Raw genomic sequence first — 19,980 nt, forward strand, 5'->3', positions numbered from 1 at the left:
ATAGTTGTCTCCAGTGCAGTTCCTGCACGTCTTGAGGCCGATTTTAAAACGACCGTCCAACTCCTCGGTGGGCGCGCCTTCCGTTGCTTTGACGCTCAAGGCTGGTACCTCCACTACTCGGTGCAACAGGCATCGACGTGGCAGACCTCGCTCAGGCCTTGGAATGGTCCGTTCGAGACACCCTGCCGCTGCCGGATGGGGCGCCAGCCGACAGACTGATAGAAACAAAAGTCAGCGGCGACGGATATGAGGCTTCATCCATCTGGGGCTGGATTCTAGGCAGGTTCAGTGCCGGTGTAGGTGCTACCAATTCAGAGGCACCAACGCGTCTAGTGCATCCAGGTGGACGTGATCACGATGTCTACAGGGTTGTCGGGAAAGTGACACGGTCGTTCCACTCTCGCCCGGCTGCGATCATCTATGCCTATGTGCAGGCCGGCTTGCCCCTCTCCCACTACGATGGCCGTGAGATTGTGCGCTTCACAACCGAGGGTACACTACAGTTAGAGATTGCGGCAGCGCTCCGGTTTCGATGCCTGACGAATGGTAGAGGTACGTCGACTGGTTGGCGCTACATAGTTTCTCAGGACGAGGCGAAATGGTTGGCTGCACTGCTGTCAAGGTTAATCGAGCAGGTTCACCGTGCGAGAAGCTGAGGATGGGTATGTCCGGATGTCAGAATTTTCATCGACATTTCAACGGCCGGCCCGCGCACCGCTGCAAAAGTTGCTGTGGGTTTGCTGGAAAAACACATAGCCATGATCCGCTCGTCCTTCGACGGTTCGCCCGCCGCAGGCCGACATTGACGATATCGTCAATCTATCGCGCCCTGTTTCATCTGGCGGATAACGCGGCGTAATTTTCATTCTTTATCCAGATCAGGCCAACCGGATACCGGCTAATTATTTCGAAATGAAGAATTTCGCACAAAAAATCCGCTCATTCACCATCATCGTTATAAATGACTGGCGGCAAAGTACCGTTAGCGCGTTCGATCACACGAGCGGCAGAAAAGAGTTCACGCTCTCCGAAGCGATTGGCCAGCAGTTGAACACCTATAGGCATCCCATCGCCAAGTTTGACCGGGACAGACATGCCCGGCAGGCCAAGGATAGGCGCCATTGTGGTTGGCGAAACCTCTTTATAATAAGTTTCGAAAAACGAAGCATTATTGAGGTCATGCCCAATTGGATAAGGCTTTTTCCAGCTTACAGCCGTCAAGACCAATGGATGCGTAGCGAACAAAAGCTGCCACTGGCGCAGGAGCGCGCTGCGTTTTGCGAGTGTCTTGAGAAATTCCGTCCTGTCGAGATCCAGCACACCGTGCGACAGCGCCTCATAGGCATATTTAATGGCTGCATCGCCGTGCTCCCCGATCTGGCCGCCAAGGCCGGAACGCATCTCGTTTACCATCACGACTCGCCAAAGATCGGCAGCTTCCGTGATGGACGGGATCGGTATTTCTTCAACCGAAAAACCCTCATCCCGCAATATAGCGGCCGCGCCGTGAATAGCCGCAGAGACTTCGGGATCGATGCCACACTCGTTGTGATCGACAAAAAGGGCGACCCGGCACCGTATCATCCCGCGTGACAAGACAGATTCGGGCATCGGCACCTGCCAGATATCGCGCGGATCATGACGGGACATAGCCTGCATGGCCAATTGCATATCCTCGACAGACCGGGCAAGCGGGCCTTGCACTGCCATCATCTGCGAGGAGATCATGCGCTCGGAAAATTGCGTCGGGTTGAAGGCGGGCAGCAGACCGGAAGTGGGCCGCAGCCCATAAACGCCACAGCAATACGCCGGATACCGTACCGACCCGCCGATGTCGTTGCCATGTGCAATTGCGCCGATGCCTGCGGTAACCGCCGCGCCCGCGCCACCTGACGAACCGCCGGGCGTGAGGTTCCGATCGTGAGGGTTCAGCGTTGCGCCATGCAGATCGTTTTCCGTGAACCAGCGCATGGAAAAACATGGGGTGTTGGTACGGCCGATGATCACAGCACCCGAAGCGCGAAGATTTCTCACCACGGAACCGTCTTCAGGTGCTATGAGATCAGCAAACGCCCTGACACCGTTCGTGGTTGCGCGCCCCGCATAATCCGCGTTGATCTTGACCGTAACCGGAACACCATGTAGCGGTCCTGTTTTCTCACCACGCGCAAGTGCTGCGTCAGCTGCACGCGCAGCGTCCATCGCTTCTTCCTCAAGCGTATCGACCACGGCATTAAGCCGCGCATTGACCGCGGCCATACGCGCAAGCGCACTTTTGGTCGCCTCGACGCTGGAAATACGCCGCTTTCTTATCGACTGCGCGATATCGGCTGCCGTCCAGGACCAAGGTTCGTCGCGCATGATTGATGCTCCTCTATTCAGCTTCTGTTACTTGCCGTCCTGGCATGGGTCATGCTGCATCATATCCCATGGAGCCCGCGACATAATTCAAACGTGCGTCCCGATGATCGTCTTCTCGTGTGCAATAAAAAATTCCCGGCCTGGCACTGCATCCAGCAAACGGCGTGTATATTCGGCTGTCGGCTTGTCGAACAATGTGGATGCTGCAGCCTCTTCCACCACGCGGCCGTGTTGCATGACCACGATCCTGTCGGCGATTTCGCGCGCAACTCGCAGATCATGCGTGATGAAAAGCATACTCAACCCCATCTCCGTCTTCAGTTCCGCCAGCAGTTCAAGAACCTGAGACTGCACGGAAACGTCGAGCGCTGAAACGGCTTCATCTGCGATGAGGCAAATGGGGTCGAGCGCGAGTGCGCGCGCGATACAGACACGCTGCCGTTGACCGCCTGAAAACTCATGCGGAAACCGATCAATCGCATTGCCTCCCAATCCAACTCTTTCAAGCCACTTACGTGCAATAGCTTGTGCATCCGCACGCGATGCACCGAAGGCCATCGGCCCGCGTACGATGCTTTCGCCCACTTTCAAACGAGGATCAAGAGATGCATAGGGGTCCTGAAAGACGATCTGCACCCGACGACGAAACTGGCGCAAGGCCTCGCGGCCCATGGCCCGCACCGATGTGCCCTCAAATAAAATCTCGCCGGCGTCAGGCTCGATCAGGCGAAGAATCATCCGGGCAAGCGTAGATTTTCCTGAACCGCTTTCCCCAACCACAGCCAGCGTATCACCGCGGTTCAAAGCGAGATCGATATTTTCGGCGGCAACGACGCGACGCGCCGGTGCGATAAGGCCCTGCCTGCTGTGGAAAACCTTCTGGAGACTTTTGATCTCTAGCAGCGCCCCACCTTGCTTGTGCAAGTTGCGTACGGCGCCTCTGCCCGGGACAGCATCCAAAAGTTCGCGCGTGTAGCTTTCACGCGGCGTATTCAGAACGTCTTCAGCTAGGCCCTCCTCCACCACCTGACCATGCCGCAGCACAACAACGCGATCAGCGATATCGGCGACCACCCCAATATCATGCGTGATGAAAAGAACGCCCATACCGCGCTTCGCCCGCAATTCGCAGATCAAGTCGAGGATTTGCCGTTGTGTCGTGACGTCCAGAGCTGTGGTCGGTTCGTCGGCGATAAGCAGGCGCGGATTGTTGGCAAGCGCCATCGCAATCATCACGCGTTGTCTTTGCCCGCCTGAAAGCTGGAACGGATAGGCTTCTGCCAGCGTCAGTGGCTCCGGCAGCCCCACCTGCGTAAACAGACCCTGCACGCGCGCTGCAACCGAACGCGCACTGGCCGCAGAATCATGCGTGCGTATGGCTTCACCAACCTGATCCCCTACTTTTGCAAGTGGGTTCAGCGCCGTCAGCGGCTCCTGAAAAATCATGGCGATTTCACCGCCGCGTAGCGCGCGCATATCTTTGGGCGAAAGCTGCAGCAGATCACGACCGCCAAACCGGACAGACCCGTCCAGCACCTGGACCTTCGGCGGAAGCAGCCCTAGAATCGAGTGGGCAGTCATCGACTTGCCTGAACCGCTTTCACCGACCAGACAAACGATTTCATCGGGATTAACGGTCAGGCTTATGCCCTCGACCGCGCGTGTACGATCGCCACCGTCGGGCAAACCGACAACAAGGTTTTCAATGTCAAGCAGATGTCCGGTCATGCTCTTGAAATCCTTGGATTGAGAGCGTCATTCAACGCTTCACCGACAAAGTTGATCGCAACGACCGTCAGCAGGATCGCAAGGCCCGGAAAAAGGCTCATCCACCAAGCTTGCCTGATAACCGTGCGCCCCGCACCAATCATATAGCCCCAACTCATATAGTTGGGATCGCCTAGCCCCATGAACGACAAGGCCGCCTCGATGAGAATGGCTGCAGCCACCGTCAGGGATCCCGCGACGATGATCGGCGATATGGCATTCGGCAAAACATGACGGGCCACGATCGAGGCCGTGGACTGTCCCTGACACTTTGCCGCCTGAATGAATTCTCGCTGCGCGATGGTTTTCACCTGCGCGCGCGTCAGGCGAGACAACGGAGGCCAGCTTACAAGGCCGATTGCAAGAATAATCGTGACGATGGAAGGCGTGAGAATCGCGACGAATAGAATGGCGAGAACGAAACTCGGTACGGTCTGAAAAATTTCAGTGAAGCGAATTATGGCTGCGTCCACCCATCCGCCTGCATAGCCTGCGATGCAGCCTAGCAATACACCGATGCACAAGGCCGTCAAAGTGGATGCGAGACCGATCAGTAAGGAAACACGTGCGCCATAGACGATGCCCGCCGCCACGTCGCGTCCAAGCGTATCCGCCCCGAGTAACATTCCGTTTTCACCGGGCCTGCTGAAAGGAATTCCCGTCATTTCCCAAGGCGAAGCAGGATAAAGAAGCGGGGCAATAATCGCCATCAGGCAAACCAATCCCAGAAGGATCACTCCTACCATCCCAGCTGGGTGCCGCAGGAAAGTGCGTAGCGTATCGTTCATTTTTCTCTCCCGTGGCAACCAGAAATACAGATATTAATGCGCGGCAATGCGTGGATCGATCAGACGATGCAGCAGGTCTGTCAAGAGATTGACCGCAATCACCAGAATCGACATTACAAGGAACAAACCCAGAAGAACCGGGTAGTCGCGGGCAGTGACGGCGTCGAACGTCAATCTACCGAGACCCGGCCACGAAAAGACGGTTTCTACCACCACCGAACCGCCGATTAGTGCTCCGGCCTGTAGACCAGCAAATGTTACGACGGGTACAGCCGCATTGCGAAGCATATGGCGCCGAAGAATTTTTCCTTCCGTCAGTCCTTTTGCCCGTGCGGTGCGGACATGATCCTCATGCGAGACTTCGATCAGGGAAGAGCGCATCAGACGGGTATAGACTGCCATATATATTGCGGAAAGCGTAACGGTCGGAAGAATCAGATGCTTGAGCACATCCAGCATATATTCAAAGGTGCCATAGCTTGCGGAGCGGATATTGGTATAGCCGAAGGCCGGAAGCCACTCGAGCTTGATCGAAAAGACCAGAATGAGCATGAGACCCAGCCAAAATATCGGCGTGGCGTAAAGCAGCAGTGAAATCAAGGAAATACCGAGATCCGACCATTTTCCATGTCTGCGCGCCGCAATAGCGCCAAACAGGACCCCACCTATGAGCGACAGGAAAAACGCCGACAGGGTCAGCAGCAAGGTTGGCCCCAGACGCCCCATGATGAGATCACCGACCGCCATGCGCTGACGATGTGAATAGCCGAGATCGAAGCGTATGATTTTACCCAGATATGTACCGAGCTGCACGAAATAGGGCTGATCCAGCCCATATTCTTTACGGACCTGCTCTATGAATTTTTCATCGGTCGCACCGGATTGACCAGCCACGACCAGCGCCGGATCGCCCGGTGCCGAATGAACCAGCGCAAAATTGATGGTTGCGATGACCAGAATCGTAAAAACGATTCCAGCCACCTTTCCAAATGCCCGCTGAACGAACCACATCATGCGTATCGCGCGCTTGCAAAATTGCCATTGACGCCGGTTCCGCCCATTATGAGGTCGGTGATGCGGTTGTCGTGGAGTGTTGGATAACGCTGTTCTGTCATCCAAAGTACCGGCACTTCGTCAACGAGAATGCGCTGCGCTTCCGAGTAAAGCGTGCGCCGTACCTCATCCGAAGTCGCAACTGCCGCTTCATTGAAAAGCCTGTCGATTTCCGGGTTCTGATAACCCTGCGTATTGGTAAACAGCACACCCTTTTGAATATTCGTGCTGAGATAGGTACGGGCCACACCGATTGCTGGATCGGCGTTCTGGTAAAGCAGGTTGGTTGTCACGTCGTAATCCCAGTTCGCCACCGACTGCCCCCAGCCTGCGACATCGGTCGAAACCAGATTAACCTCGATACCGCCTGCCGCCATGGCCTGTCGGAAATACTCGGCCAAACGCGCCCACATTTCACCGTAAGGTGCAACAAGGAAGTTAATCGCCACACGCTTTCCATCCGCGCCTTTCGTCAGGCCCATTTCATCAAGAATGGCGTTCGCCTTGGCTGCATCGAAGGAATAGGCAGGCAAATCTGGCTGGAAAAACCGCGTCGTAGAGGAGATGGGCCCTGTTGCAGGCGCAGCCAGCCCGTACATGATGCGATCCACGATGAATTGCCGATCCAGCAGATGCATCATAGCCTTGCGGAAGCGCACATCCTTGAACGGTTCGCGACGCAGATTGACCTCATACCAGAGAAGTGGCGAAAAGAACTCGTAACCTTTCGTGGTAAACGCCAAATGGGGCAAGGCCGCAAGACGCTCTACGTCAAAAGTTTCGACATCGTTCCACTGCGCGAGTTGCGCTTCTCCCGTCTCCATGGCAACGGAACGCGAAGCCGCATCCGGAACAATGCGGAAATAGATTTCTGTCAGACCGGGCTTGCCTTCCTGATAATAGTCCGGGTTGGCGACGAGATGAATATGAGAGCCTCTAACCCATTCATTAAACTTGAACGGGCCGGTACCAATCGGCTTACTGTTTGCCGGATTTGCGGCAAAATCACCGCCTTCATAAATATGCTTGGGAGCGATTGGAGCTTGCCCTGTCTCGAAGGCATATAGAAAGGCCGCGAAAGGCTCCTTGAGCTTGAAAACGACGGTATGTTCATCGATTGCCGTGATGGTTTCGCATCGTGCGAAGGCCACGCGTGCGCTGGGATGAACCTCTTTCAACATTACATCACAGGAAAATACAACGTCTGCGGCCGTAAATGGCGTGCCATCATGCCATTTCGCATTTTCCACAAGATGGAATGTATAGGTAAGCCCGTCCTCTGAGATTTCCCAGCTCTTGGCCAGTTGCGGACGCGGATTGAGATCGAAATCATAATCAAGCAGACCTTCATAGATCTTGCTCGCGACAACGATCGTCGGCTGCTGTGTGTTGAGAGGCAAAATCAATGTTGGCGGTTCGGGCTCCACGAGACTGATCAACCCGCCATTCGGCGTCTGCGCGAATGCACCATCATTTTTGATAAGACTAAAGGCCGATGCAGCCAATCCAGTCAGCATCAGCTTGTTAAATTCACGTCGCTTCATTCTTTCCGCCTCTTATTATTATTGTCCAATCAGTTACAGATGCTTCTCACTGCAAGTCGCCTCGATACGACGATGGAATATTGGGATGGATACTGATCTGGTGACGTTTCCTATTCACTTAAAGCTCGTCGGTTCTCGACGCAGCCATGCCAACGCGTGTGGTTACCCGGGAAAGCAAAAGGAGTGCAGCGACATTCACCATGACATTAAGTTCCGTATATTGAATTAAATAAACACATATATGGATACCGTGTCAAGCACACCGACAACCATCCCTGATACGGCGGGAAGCGCATTCATTCGGGAAGCGACAATCCCATAATCAATGGTAAAAGCCTCCTTCACGCTGTAAATCCCTCTCTTCGGTCCCACCTAACCGCTTTACATGGGAAGATATCTTCCGAGCGAAGCGTGCAATTTGTGCGGAGGGAAATTGACACCGCGCCTCTCAAACAGAAATTATTCACAAACGTGTATTATTAATTCATAAATATGATTACTTGATAGAATCTTCTCCCACCCACCCGCAGGCCGTGCACCATCGAAACCCGCATGTTGAATTTCTCGCCGGAGCTGAGGGGATGACAAGATGTTTCTTACAAAAGCTGAACTCGACACTGTAGTGGGTATCCGGCATCGGCTACATAGTCGCCCGGAAGTTTCGGGCGAAGAATTCGAGACAGCGCGCACCATCATTGCGGAACTCCGCAAGACCCGACCCGATCACATTGTCAGCGAGTTCGGAGGAACGGGCGTCGCGGCAGTTTATAGCGGCAAGGAAGCCGGCCCTACGGTCATGATCCGTTCAGAACTCGACGGCTTGCCGATCCACGAAATTTCGGGCCTGTCCTATCGTTCGGAAAGCCCCGGCAAGGGGCATCTGTGCGGCCATGACGGCCACAGCGCGACGCTTCTAGCGCTCGCGCTCGGACTGAAACAAAGCCGTCCCCGACGTGGCCGCGTGGTACTATTGTTTCAGCCTTCCGAAGAAAATGGCACTGGAGCCGCCGCAGTGCTGAAAGATCCGAAATTTGTTGCGCTCAAGCCCGATCTGGTCCTCTCACAGCATAATTTTCCGGGTCTTCCGTTCGGATTTGTTGCGTTGAAGGAAGGCTCCGTCAATAGCTCCACGCGCGGCATGAAAATCACCTTTTCGGGAAAGACTGCGCACGCCGCTTCGCCCGAGGAAGGGATCGCGCCGACACTGGCAATCGCAAACCTTCTTTAGCGCCTGTCCGCACTCGGCAACGGCATCGTCGTCGACGATAATTTTCTTCAGGCTACTATCACCCACGCCGTAATCGGCAATGAGAATTTCGGCGTCAGCCCCGGCTACGGAGACATCTGGGTAACTCTGCGAACACTCACCGATGATCGTATGGCCGATCTCACGACAGAGGCGGAAAACCTCGTTCGTCAGGAGGCAGAAGCCGCTTCACTGACCCTGTCGATCAGTTATCATCAGATTTTCCACCAATGCTTCAACGATCCCGAAGCAGTACTGGAACTGCGTCGCGCGTTCGACCAGCAAGGTGTGAAGCATGGCTCGCGGGACGACATTCTTCCCATTCGACCGGGTGAGGATTTCGGTCTTTTCCGTAACGTCGCGCCATCGGCCATGTTCCTGCTGCGGCCGGTGAAGACCATCCGAGACTGCATAATCCGGATTACAACTTTCCCGATGAACTTATCGGCATCGGCGCGCGGATTTTCATGCAGGCGATCCGCAACATTCTGGATTGACCTGCTTTCAGCCCGGATACGCGGGCCGGGCGATATCGGGTTATAAATACTGGAGATAACACATGCACGCCGCTCCCAGATATAAATCCGGCTCTGGATGGAACGCGCTCTTGCCGCGACGTTCGCCCAAAACCAGCCTGCCCACGGAGAAACGGTTCCACAACATTGTTATCGGTGCCGGCTTTACGGGTCTGGCCACAGCGCGCCGTCTTGCCCATCTGGCACCACACGAAAAACGCTGCTGATAGAAGCATCGACAATCGGTGAAGGCGCTTCCGGGCGAAATTCCGGTTATCTTTCGATCAATCCCGGCGAGCCGAGTGCGAATGCCGCTGAATTCGCCGATGATTGGGCCAACCGGCAAATGGCAATCGTTCAGGCTGGTTTCGATCTGCTGCGCTCGCAGGTGCAGGCCCATGCGATCGATTGCGATTGGGACGACACGCCGCTAGCCGTCACCGCCGCCGCGACACCGGCTGTCGAGAAAATCGCGCGCGCGACAAGGCGGACCTCTCTGAAATGGGGATTGAACCCAGAGAATACAGTCAGGACGCGCTGTCGCAATTGATCGGTACGAACTATTACCGCTGCGGTGTTAAGTCACTCACGCGCGCGCTTGTACAGCCGGCGGCTCTACATCGCGGACTGGCGGACACGCTGCCGCCGACAATAACGCTGCTGGAGCAAACCGCGGTCCATGCTTTGAGTGACCAGAAGCCGTTCCACATTCAGACCAATCGTGGCGAGTTCATCGGAGATCGCGTATTCATAAACAACAATCTGCACGCCCGTGCCTTCGGCATCGCCAGCAACAGGATGATCGGCATCTATACCTATGGTGCGTTTACCCCGGAGTTGGATGAAAGCGAAGCAGCACTGCTGGGCGAAGAACGCAAATGGGGCATTCTCCCCGCCCATCGCATGGGAACCACAATGAGAAAGACCAATGGTCGCTTGCTGATTAGAAGCGGTGATTCATATGAAAAGGAACTGGAGCCTGAAGCCGTTCGCGCCATGCTTACGAAACTGTACCGGAACCGGTTTCCACACATGCGAAATCATGCGTTCGAGTTCGTTTGGGGTGGCCTCACTGCCGTTACGCATAATGGCAATTTCTATTTCGGTGAGGCACGACCCGGCGTCTTTTCATCCGTCGGCTGTGGCGGAGCGGGCGTCATCAGGGGATCAATCCAAGGAAAACTGCTCGCCGATCTGGCGCAAAACGCCCAATCACAGCTTCTCAGTGATCGCCTGAAAATGAAAGGCCCCAACTGGCCCCCTCCCGAGCCCCGGCTGGGGGTAGGTGCGAAAACACAGTTTGCTTTCGAACAATGGCAAGCGGGCGCGGAACGCTGAACAATTCCCGACCAGTCAGCCCGGTAACTATTGACATGTTTCCAATTAGACATCTAAATGTCCACGGTTATGTACAAAAGGTACAGGTTTATGACAAACGATACGAACACACAGGGACTTTCACAGACGTCGCTTCGCGCCTATGACAGCCTTTATATCGGCGGTGAATGGGTTGCTCCGATCGACGGCGGTACGATGGAAAGCATAGATCCGTCAACGGGAAGACCGTGGGCGCGTGTGGCTTATGGCGGCGTAAAGGATATCAACTGCGCAGTTGCCGCAGCACGAACGGCTTTCGAAGGTCCGTGGAGCAAAACAACGGCACAGGAACGTGCTGCACTGCTGTACAAGTTTGCTAATCTTTATCAATCGCACGCCGCTGCGTTGGCTGAACTGGAAACGCGCGATTCCGGGCGTGCAATCCGTGAATCGCGTCTGGACGTTGGTGGGCATCATAACACTTATCGCTGGTTCGCGTCCCTCGCCGACAAGCTCGATGGGCGCACCATTCCCATTGATGACAGTGTGCACGCCTTTACCTCGCGTGTACCCCTTGGCGTCGTCGGCGCGATCACACCGTGGAACGCACCGCTCATGATCGCCTGCTGGAAGCTCGCGCCGGCGTTGGCAGCAGGCTGTACGGTTGTCCTCAAACCAGCAGAGCAAACGCCGGTCACTGCTCTTGAACTGGCGAAGCTGTTTCACGAAGCCGGCTTTCCCGCTGGTGTCGTCAATGTCGTGCCCGGTTACGGGCGCAACGGCGCGGGCGAGAGACTGACCGCGCACCCCGACGTCGACAAGATTTCCTTCACCGGCGAAGGCGCTACGGCGAAAGCCATTCTCAAGACCGGCGCGGATACGCTCAAGCGCTTTTCGTTCGAGCTCGGCGGCAAGGCTCCCCATATAATCTTCGCGGATGCGAATGTCGAACAGGCGCTGAACGCCGCCACCGGTTCCGCATGGGCGCTTGCCGGACAAAGCTGTGCGCTCGGTTCCCGTGTGCTTGTCGAGCGCTCCATCTACGATGAAGTCGTGGAAGCGTTCGCGCAGCGCGCCGCCAAAGTCCGGGTCGGCATGCCGCTCGATCAGGCAACGCATATGGGGCCGCAAAACAACACCGAGCAGCTGGAAAAAACACTAGCCTTCATTGATATCGGCAGGAAAGACGGTGCGGAATTGATCACCGGCGGACGTCGTATCCAGCGCGACGGCATGGCGGGCGGCTATTTCGTGGAACCCACCGTGTTCGCCAATGCGAATAACGACATGCGTATCGCGCGCGAAGAAATTTTCGGGCCGGTCGCAACCATCATTCCATTCGACGGCGAAGAAGAAGCCGTCGCCATAGCGAACGACACCACGTACGGGCTTACGGCCGGTTTGTGGACGAATGATGTCGGTCGCGCGCACCGTGTCTCCTCACGCATCCGCGCTGGCATGGTCTGGGTCAACACATATCGTTACATCCGCTGGACAACGCCTTATGGCGGCTTCAAAGCCAGTGGATGGGGACGGGAAAACGGGATTGAGGCGTTGGATAGTTATCTGGAAACGCGCACCACCGTGATCAGCACGACGGGGCGTTTTCCTGACGCTTATGCAGACTGAAATACCAACGAGAGGAAATGAATATGCGTCTGGCGAACAAACTCGTGGCGGTCACCGCCGCCGCTTCCGGGATGGGACGTGCTGGGGTGGAGCTTTTCCTGCGCGAGGGCGCAAAGGTAGCGGCGATCGATGTCAATGCCGAAGCGCTCGAAAAACTCAGCCATGAGATGGCGTCGAAAGGTTATGAGCTTGAAACCGTTGCTGCGGATCTTTCCGATACAGCGGAGGCGAAAAGTTCGGTGCATGTGGCGGCGGAAAAGCTGGGCGGAATAGACGTCATGTGGGCTCACGCCGGGACGCCCGGCCCCGGCGGCATCGAAAATCTCGATCTCGAAGCGTACGAAAAATCGATATCGCTCAATGTAACATCGGCAGTTGTGGCGGCCGGCGAAGTCGTCGGGCACATGCGCAAACGCGGCGGCGGATCGCTGATCTTCACCGCATCCGTTTCAGGGCTGGTGGGTTCGATGTTCGCGCCTATTTATTCCCTGCAAAAATTTGGTGTCGTCGGCCTGACCAAATCTCTGGCGCAGACCTTCGCCCCCGACAATATTCGCGTCAACGTCGTATGCCCCGGCCTTGCCGACACCCCGATGGGCCCCGGCTTCACAAGCCGCCGCGGCGACCCGGAGGAGGCTGCAGCCAATCTGGCGAAAATGCTGACCGCCGTGCCGCTAGGACGCCTTTGCAAGGCGGAAGAAGTAGCTCATGCGGCCCTGTGGCTGGCTTCCGACGATGCTTCCTTCGTAACCGGCGTCGCTCTGCCCATCGACGGTGGTTTTACCTGCCGATAAAAGCTTCGCGCGAAACAGATTCGGTACGATCGACAACCTTACAGAATACTGAAAAATACAACAAAGCCGGTACATATACCGGCTTTGTTTCGCTTCGCCGCAAAGTTCAGCGCGTACCGTACTGCCCAACTGCAGCCAATATCTTTCGGGCCGCCTTTTCATGGGGTCTGTCGATCATCTGTCCATCCAGACTGACCGTGCCAATATTTGGGCTGGCCTCGATAGCCGCGATGATGCGGCGCGCTTGCGCCACTTCCTCTTCGTCGGGCAGAAAGGCCCGATTGACCACCTCTATGTGTGATGGATGGATGATAGCCTTCGCTGAAAAGCCATCCCGGCGTGCGGATGCCGCCTCAGCCTCAACACGATTGAGATTGCGTATATCGGCACAAACCGCGTCGATAGCCATGACACCGGCCGCGGCGGCACCCATCAGACACAGATTACGTGCGAGACGAAACGGTTCTTCATAAATGCCGTCCCGGCTGTTGGTGAGCGCGCCGAGACATGCCGCCAGATCTTCCGCACCCCACATCAGCCCAAGCAACCTTGGCGTGGCATCGCGATAACTACCCAGACCAAACAGGGATTCCGGCGTCTCCGTCGCGATGGCAATAATCTCGGTGGAACCCGGCACCAACCCGTTCGCCGCCTCCAACCCATCGAGCCAAAGGGACAGCGTATGTATATCCGTACCCGACCGGCATTTCGGTAGGACGATTCCGTCCGGTGCTAAAGGCAGAATACTGGCGAGGTCGTTAAGGGTTATGCCCGTATCCAACGCATTGACACGCACGAAACGTTTCTGGGGCGTCGCCGGTGTTCTTAACATCTGGCCGACCGTTTGCCGTGCAGTTGTTTTGGCTTCCTGAGCGACCGAATCTTCCAGATCGAGTATAAGCGCATCCGCATCGCTGCCACGCGCTTTCTCATATTTACGAATGCTGTCTCCGGGTACGAAGAGCAGAGAACGCATCAGGTGGCATCCTTCCTGCGCATCAGCGCCATACGCCGGCAAACGGCGACCACAATCCCGTCCTGATTCATGCAGCGATGCTCGAACTCTACCAGCCCGGCATCGGGCCGCGACCGGCTTTCGCGTTTGGACACGATCGTGGTATGGCTGCGCAACGTATCACCGTGGAAAACCGGATGCGGAAAGCGGACGTCAGACATGCCCAGATTACCAACCGTCGTGCCCAGTGTAGTATCGTAAACGCTCATGCCGATCATGATCCCCAACGTAAAAAGACTGTTGAACAGCGGTTGCCCCCACTCCGTTTGTGCCGCGAAATGAGCATCGATATGCAGGGGCTGCGGATTGAGGGTCATCAGGCTGAACGTGATATTGTCAGCTTCCGTCACGGTTCTGCTCAACTCATGGGCGAACTCATGGCCGATAACAAAATCTTCGAAATATAGTCCCGCCATAATCTGGTTCCGCTCCTTGCCGGATATGCCGAATTGAAGATGTGAACGACTCCGTCGGGGTTCAGTCGACAGCCATAGACGGCGTTACCGTTCATCCATGGCGGCGCCGTCAGCGATAAGCGCATTCACCTCGCTATCGCTGAAGCCTGCTTCCTTTAGGATTTCAATCGTATGCTGGCCCTGACGCGGAGCGAGAAGAACGGGGGACGCCGGTGTGCGCGACCAGCGAGCCGGGACGCTCATGGAGCGTATCGCTCCCTCGCTGGGATGATCGACGCGTTCGAAAAACCCGGTAGAAACCAGATGTGTATCATCGAGAATGGACCTGAAATCATGCATCGGCATTGCAGGCACGTCCGCTTCTTCGAGAAGAGCGAGCCATTCGCCGGTGCTTCGGGTCAGAAACACCTCCGACAGCCAGCCGTAAACTTCATCGATATGCTTTATTCGCGAGACGAAGGTTGCGAAGCTTGGATTGGTTTGCGCCATATGCGGCTGGCCGATCGCCTTGAAGAAACGCTGCCAATGCGCATCGGTATAAACCAGAGCGCAGATATGCCCGTCGCTTGTCTTGTGGGGACGGCGATTGTGCGACAGAAGCCGCGCATAACCGCCATTATCAAGCGGAGGATCGAAAGTCAGACCGCCAAGATGATCGCTCATCAAAAGGCTCACCATCGTTTCGAACATGGGAATATCGACACGCTGCCCTTCCCCTGTCCTGCTGCGCTCGACAACCGACGCCAGAATGGCATTAATGGCCGAAAGACCGACGATCCGGTCGGAAATCGCAGCAGGAACATAACCCGGCTCACCGTGGTTCACGCGTGTAAAGAGATAGGAAAGCGTGGACGCCCCCTGTATCAGATCGTCATAAGCCGGACGAGCTGCGTAAGGTCCGGCCTGATCATAACCGTAAAGTCCTACATAAATGATACGAGGATTGACCGCAGCGACGTCTTCATACAGAAGACCAAGCCTTTCCATGGCCTTCAGACGCACGTTGAAAATCAGCACGTCCGCTTGAGTGCATAAACGTAAAAGAGCGTCGCGCCCACCGGGCGTTTTGAGGTCCAGCGTGATCGAACGTTTCGACCGGTTGGAATTCATGAAAACAGGTCCCATCCCATCATGTCGAGCTGGTCCGATCTGGCGGATTACATCGCCCTCCGGTGCTTCCACTTTGATGATGTCCGCTCCGTAATCGCCCAGAATCTGAGTGGCATAAGGACCCATCAAAACCGTCGTCATGTCGACGACGCGTAGCCCGTCCAATGGTCCCATAACGCGTTCTCCCGATTTACGATCCAGACCATATACACAATAGTGCACTATTAGTACATATATATGGATAAAATTATGGTATCCTTTGAAATCAATCGCGAACCACGCACTTTTTTTCAGCGTCACCTCTTGCGATCCACAGGATTAATAGCCCCACTTCAAAGAGTTGTACCGTTTTCACACGCTCACGGATTGTCGAGCGCCCCTTCCTGAAGTACCCTCGAAGTGGGTTATCGATGCCGTCCGGCTGGTGTCGTCAATTATTAAAGGAGTGCGCCGGAAGCTCCAAGAGAGTGGTCTAACTTGCTCGTAAAACAGGCGGCGAACGTTCTCGAGATACTTGAATTTTTTGCGGCGCATAAAAAGCCCGCAACCCTGGCCGTAGTCTCGCAACATTTCGGCTGGCCAAGGTCGAGCACATTCAATCTTCTTTCGACACTTGTGGAACGGGGATTTCTCTACGAACCCCGAGCGCGAGGGGGCTTCTTTCCGACTTCGCGCTGGCTTGCCCTGGCGCAAGAAATAGCAGCGGCCGAGCCGCTTCCCGATGTTCTGCTGGGGATGCTTAACGATCTGGCACAGCGTACGGGGGAAACTGTCTGGATTGCAGCGCCAAGCGGACAGTATGCGGTCTTTCTCGAAGTCATCGAAGCTGCAGCCTCCATACGCTACGCGGCTAAAGCGGGCAACCGTGTCCCGCTCTACGCGACCGCGACAGGGCAGGCGCTGCTTTGTCAGATGACTGAAACCCAGCGGAACTCTACCCTGCGCAAAACAGTGTTCGAGCGCTACGGCGAAGGAACTCCGATGAGCATCGAGGCTGTCGAAAACAGTATTCGAACCTCGCTGCACAGAGGCTGGTTCTCGAGCGCTTCGGCATATAATCCCGATCTTTGCGGTGTGGCTGTTCCGCTGAGAATCGATCAGCGTATTCTGGCTGTTGCAGTGGCTGGTCCTTTATTCCGGATGAAGGATCGCTCGGAGGAAATGGCCGACCATCTCAACCAGTTGATGGGGATGCATCTGGGATCGGCGCTAAACAGTTCGGGTGCATAGGCCCAAACCTCCGCGAAAGATGTCAGCAGTATTCTGCGAGTTTGCAACAGAGGCGGCCATCGTTTGCTCTGGTGCAGCCCTGCGCGCCGCGATCTTATCGATCAGGCGCGACATAGCCCAGGCGCACCATCGCCCGCCCGAATATCTATCCTTACTAATGATGTGCCATTCGTCAGCCGAGCCAGTTCAGCCACATGCGGCGTCGAACCGCTCCTCAGGGGCCCCTGCCCCCCCACGCACACCTCTGAAACAGACTTTATGCTGCCGTAAATTATCCATATACAAGGATTAAAAATTCTTATATATGGATTAATGATAGCTGGCTTCGCTCGTACAAGCCTTTTCAAACGGCCAGCATAACAAGCTTTGGGAGGAGCTCATGAAGGGGATCGTGATCGGACTTTGTGCACTTGCGGCTGCGGCCAGCTTGCAGAATATTGCCATGGCACAGCAAAAGACTGACGTGAAACTGGGGGTGCTGGCCGATATGAGCGGCATCTTCTCCGACATTGGGGGCGAAGGGTCCGTCATTGCCACCCGCATGGCGGTCGAAGACTTCATGAAGAAGCCCGAGGCACAGGGGTTCAATGTCGAGGTTATTTCGGCTGACGCGCAGAACAAATCTGACATCTCCTCGGCAATTGCACGCAAATGGTTCGATACGGAAGGCGTGCATGCGCTGGTGGACATGCCGACGAGCGCCATTTCACTCGCTCTGGCTCCTCTCACGCACGAAAAGAACAAGGTTGCCCTGCTGACCGCTTCGGGCACATCCGATCTGACAGGCCCGGCCTGCACACCAAATTCTGTTCACTGGACCTATGACACATGGGCGCTCGCTCACGGCACCGCTGACGCGCTGACACAGGAAGGGAAGAAGAACTGGTATTTCCTTACCGTCGACTTCGCACTTGGCCATTCCCTCGAACGCGATGCGTCGAACGTTGTAAAGGCGAGCGGCGGCAAGGTTATGGGTTCTGTACGTCACCCGACGGATGCGGTGGACTTTTCTTCCTATCTGCTTCAGGCACAGGCGAGTGGAGCGGACGTGATTGCGCTGGCTAACACCGGCGGAGACGCCATCAACGCGCTGAAACAGGCCAGAGAATTTGGTATGATGAGCGGAGGCCAGACCTTCGCCGGAATGCTGATGTTCCTGTCGGACATCCATTCCACAGGTCTTGAAACAGCACAGGGACTGTTGCTGACCACCGGCTTTTACTGGGACCGCAACGACCAGACACGCGCCTTCGCCGAGCGCTTTGCGGCCCTGAACCGTGGCCGTAAACCGACCATGAACCAGGCTGGCGCGTATTCGGCAACGCTTGCTTATCTGGATGCGGTAGCAAAGGTAGGGTCACCGGAGGATGGTGCAGCTCTTGTGCGCGCCATACGCCAGCGGGAAACCTTCGAGGATCCCCTGTTCGGCAAAACTTTACTTCGCGAAGACGGACGGGTCTTGCACGACATGCTGCTCGTACAGGTCAAGAAGCCCAAAGAGTCCAGCAGCCCCTATGACTACTATAAGATCGTGAAGACCATGCCGGGCGAAACGGTCTTCCGCTCTCTCGATCAGGGCGGATGCCCGCTGGTCAAATAAAAATATTCCAGCGATAAAGCGCCGTGACCTCATCTGGTGTACGCGGCGCCATTTTTGATGAACCACTGGGAGTGCCTGTTCACACCCAGAACCGGCGAGAGAGGCAATGAGCACATATACCGCCCCGGAACAGGCATCTTCCAGCAGCGCACTTTCGACACGCGGGCTGGGCAAGTCCTTTGGTGGCTTCCATGCGGTCAAGAATGTCGACCTCGATGTGGAACATGCCCGCGTTCATGCGCTGATAGGGCCTAACGGTGCAGGCAAGACCACTGTTTTTAACCTGCTCACCAAGTTCCTTCAGCCGACAAGCGGCGAAATTACGCTTCTGGGAGAGACCATCACCAAAGCTAATCCCGCAAAGGTAGCGCGGATGGGACTGGTGCGCTCGTTCCAGATTTCCGCCACATTCCCGCATCTGACGGTGCTAGAAAATGTGAAGGTCGCGCTTCAACGCCCAAGCGGTCTGGCAACGCAGTTCTGGCGGTCCTTATCCGTACTCGATCAGCTCAATTCCAAGGCGATCGAGCTAATCGAACGCGTGGGTCTGGTCGATGCCCGTCATGCACTGGCCGCCGATCTGCCTTATGGCCGTAAGCGCGCGCTTGAAATCGCCACCACTTTGGCACTTGATCCGAAAGTATTGCTGCTTGATGAACCGATGGCAGGAATGGGCCACGAAGACGTGCAAACGATTGCCGCCCTCATCGCCGACGTGGCCAAGGATCGCGCGGTGCTGATGGTTGAACACAATCTCAAGGTGGTGGCCGACATCGCTCACCACGTCACGGTGCTGCAACGCGGCGAAATCCTCGCATCGGGCAATTATACCACCGTCTCCACAGACGAGCGCGTACGCGCGGCTTACATGGGAACCGAACATGAATAGAGGCCAACCCCTGCTGTCGGTGCGAGGGCTCAATGCCTGGTACGGCGAAAGCCATGCCCTGCACGGAGTCGATCTCGATATCTGGCCCGGTGAAACCATCACACTCTTGGGCCGCAACGGCGTGGGAAAGACGACAACATTGCGCGCCATTATGGGTATTATCCGAAAACGCACAGGTACGATCACACTAGAAGGCGAAGACATTCTGCGCGTGCCGCTGCATCGCATTGCCAGAACGGGCCTTGGCTTTGTGCCGGAAGAACGCGGAATTTTTTCAACGCTCAATGTACATGAAAACCTACTGCTTCCCCCGGTGGTTGCCAAGGGGGGCATGCCACTCGATGAGATTTACGAACTCTTCCCCAATCTCTACGAACGCCGCAACACTCCGGGAACCAGGCTTTCGGGCGGTGAGCAGCAAATGCTGGCCATTGCCCGCATCCTGCGTACCGGGGTGAAGGTGATGCTGCTCGATGAACCTACCGAAGGGCTAGCCCCCGTCATAATTCAGCGCATCGGCGATTTGCTGGTTGAGTTGAAGAAACGCGGCATGACAGTGCTTCTGGTCGAGCAAAACTTTCGCTTTGCTGCCAAGGTCGCCGACCGCTTCTATCTGATAGATCATGGCGTGGTGACGGGAAATTTCGCAACCGCCGAACTGCCAGCACACATGACGGCACTGAACGAAGCATTGGGGGTCTGAAGC

The 19,980-nt window shown here is 55.9% G+C and carries 16 protein-coding genes and 1 pseudogene; 9 read left to right on the forward strand and 8 right to left on the reverse strand.

The window, feature by feature from the left end:
* Window positions 1-939: 939 nt before the first annotated feature.
* The 5 genes from AAIB41_RS16895 to AAIB41_RS16915 all read right to left on the reverse strand — a co-directional run bounded on the left by AAIB41_RS16895 (window position 940) and on the right by AAIB41_RS16915 (window position 7,513).
* Window positions 940-2,361, reverse strand: a complete 1,422-nt coding sequence (locus tag AAIB41_RS16895; RefSeq protein ID WP_343315160.1) for an amidase — start codon at window positions 2,359-2,361, stop codon at window positions 940-942.
* 87 nt (window positions 2,362-2,448) lie between these two features.
* Window positions 2,449-4,089 carry an ABC transporter ATP-binding protein gene (locus AAIB41_RS16900; RefSeq protein ID WP_343315162.1) on the reverse strand — a complete coding sequence of 547 codons (1,641 nt, stop codon included), beginning with the start codon at window positions 4,087-4,089 and terminating at the stop codon, window positions 2,449-2,451.
* The gene (locus AAIB41_RS16905) at window positions 4,086-4,916 is read right to left on the reverse strand and encodes an ABC transporter permease (protein WP_343315163.1); all 831 of its coding nucleotides are present in this window, start codon (window positions 4,914-4,916) and stop codon (window positions 4,086-4,088) included. Before AAIB41_RS16905 ends, AAIB41_RS16900 begins: the two co-directional genes overlap by 4 nt.
* A gap of 33 nt (window positions 4,917-4,949) precedes the next feature.
* On the reverse strand, window positions 4,950-5,930 hold the full coding sequence (locus tag AAIB41_RS16910) for an ABC transporter permease (RefSeq protein ID WP_343315164.1): 981 nt from the start codon (window positions 5,928-5,930) through the stop codon (window positions 4,950-4,952).
* On the reverse strand, window positions 5,927-7,513 hold the full coding sequence (locus AAIB41_RS16915; protein WP_343315165.1) for an ABC transporter substrate-binding protein: 1,587 nt from the start codon (window positions 7,511-7,513) through the stop codon (window positions 5,927-5,929). Before AAIB41_RS16915 ends, AAIB41_RS16910 begins: the two co-directional genes overlap by 4 nt.
* A gap of 589 nt (window positions 7,514-8,102) precedes the next feature.
* Here AAIB41_RS16915 and AAIB41_RS16920 point away from each other — a divergent pair.
* The 5 genes and pseudogenes from AAIB41_RS16920 to AAIB41_RS16940 all read left to right on the forward strand — a co-directional run bounded on the left by AAIB41_RS16920 (window position 8,103) and on the right by AAIB41_RS16940 (window position 13,014).
* A pseudogene (locus AAIB41_RS16920) lies at window positions 8,103-9,256 on the forward strand (amidohydrolase).
* A 97-nt stretch (window positions 9,257-9,353) separates the two neighbouring features.
* Window positions 9,354-9,824, forward strand: coding sequence for an FAD-dependent oxidoreductase (locus tag AAIB41_RS16925; RefSeq protein WP_343315166.1), 471 nt, complete (start codon window positions 9,354-9,356; stop codon window positions 9,822-9,824).
* Entirely contained in the window at window positions 9,776-10,612 is an 837-nt protein-coding gene (locus AAIB41_RS16930) for an FAD-binding oxidoreductase (protein WP_343315167.1), read from the forward strand. Before AAIB41_RS16925 ends, AAIB41_RS16930 begins: the two co-directional genes overlap by 49 nt.
* Before the next feature lie 90 nt (window positions 10,613-10,702).
* Entirely contained in the window at window positions 10,703-12,220 is a 1,518-nt protein-coding gene (locus AAIB41_RS16935; protein WP_343315168.1) for an aldehyde dehydrogenase, read from the forward strand.
* Window positions 12,221-12,243: 23 nt separating this feature from the next.
* Window positions 12,244-13,014, forward strand: a complete 771-nt coding sequence (locus AAIB41_RS16940) for an SDR family NAD(P)-dependent oxidoreductase (protein ID WP_343315169.1) — start codon at window positions 12,244-12,246, stop codon at window positions 13,012-13,014.
* A gap of 106 nt (window positions 13,015-13,120) precedes the next feature.
* Here the strand turns inward: AAIB41_RS16940 and AAIB41_RS16945 are convergent, their stop codons facing one another.
* The 3 genes from AAIB41_RS16945 to AAIB41_RS16955 all read right to left on the reverse strand — a co-directional run bounded on the left by AAIB41_RS16945 (window position 13,121) and on the right by AAIB41_RS16955 (window position 15,729).
* On the reverse strand, window positions 13,121-13,990 hold the full coding sequence (locus AAIB41_RS16945; protein ID WP_343315170.1) for a CoA ester lyase: 870 nt from the start codon (window positions 13,988-13,990) through the stop codon (window positions 13,121-13,123).
* Window positions 13,990-14,445, reverse strand: a complete 456-nt coding sequence (locus tag AAIB41_RS16950; RefSeq protein ID WP_343315171.1) for a MaoC family dehydratase — start codon at window positions 14,443-14,445, stop codon at window positions 13,990-13,992. The genes AAIB41_RS16945 and AAIB41_RS16950 overlap by 1 nt, the downstream gene beginning before the upstream one ends.
* An 84-nt stretch (window positions 14,446-14,529) precedes the next feature.
* Window positions 14,530-15,729, reverse strand: a complete 1,200-nt coding sequence (locus tag AAIB41_RS16955) for a CoA transferase (RefSeq protein WP_343315172.1) — start codon at window positions 15,727-15,729, stop codon at window positions 14,530-14,532.
* A 303-nt stretch (window positions 15,730-16,032) separates the two neighbouring features.
* Here AAIB41_RS16955 and AAIB41_RS16960 point away from each other — a divergent pair, with 303 nt between their 5' ends.
* The 4 genes from AAIB41_RS16960 (at window position 16,033) to AAIB41_RS16975 (ending at window position 19,977) form a co-directional block, all read left to right on the forward strand.
* The gene (locus AAIB41_RS16960) at window positions 16,033-16,785 is read left to right on the forward strand and encodes an IclR family transcriptional regulator (RefSeq protein WP_343315173.1); all 753 of its coding nucleotides are present in this window, start codon (window positions 16,033-16,035) and stop codon (window positions 16,783-16,785) included.
* Between the two features lie 379 nt (window positions 16,786-17,164).
* Window positions 17,165-18,385, forward strand: coding sequence for an ABC transporter substrate-binding protein (locus AAIB41_RS16965; protein ID WP_343315174.1), 1,221 nt, complete (start codon window positions 17,165-17,167; stop codon window positions 18,383-18,385).
* Between the two features lie 106 nt (window positions 18,386-18,491).
* Window positions 18,492-19,274, forward strand: a complete 783-nt coding sequence (locus AAIB41_RS16970) for an ABC transporter ATP-binding protein (RefSeq protein ID WP_343315175.1) — start codon at window positions 18,492-18,494, stop codon at window positions 19,272-19,274.
* Window positions 19,267-19,977 (forward strand): ABC transporter ATP-binding protein, encoded by a 711-nt coding sequence (locus AAIB41_RS16975; RefSeq protein ID WP_343315176.1) that lies wholly within the window; start codon window positions 19,267-19,269, stop codon window positions 19,975-19,977. Before AAIB41_RS16970 ends, AAIB41_RS16975 begins: the two co-directional genes overlap by 8 nt.
* The last annotated feature ends 3 nt before the right edge of the window (window positions 19,978-19,980 follow it).

Source organism: Brucella sp. BE17 (genome assembly GCF_039545455.1).
In the GTDB taxonomy this organism is placed as follows: Bacteria; Pseudomonadota; Alphaproteobacteria; order Rhizobiales; family Rhizobiaceae; genus Brucella.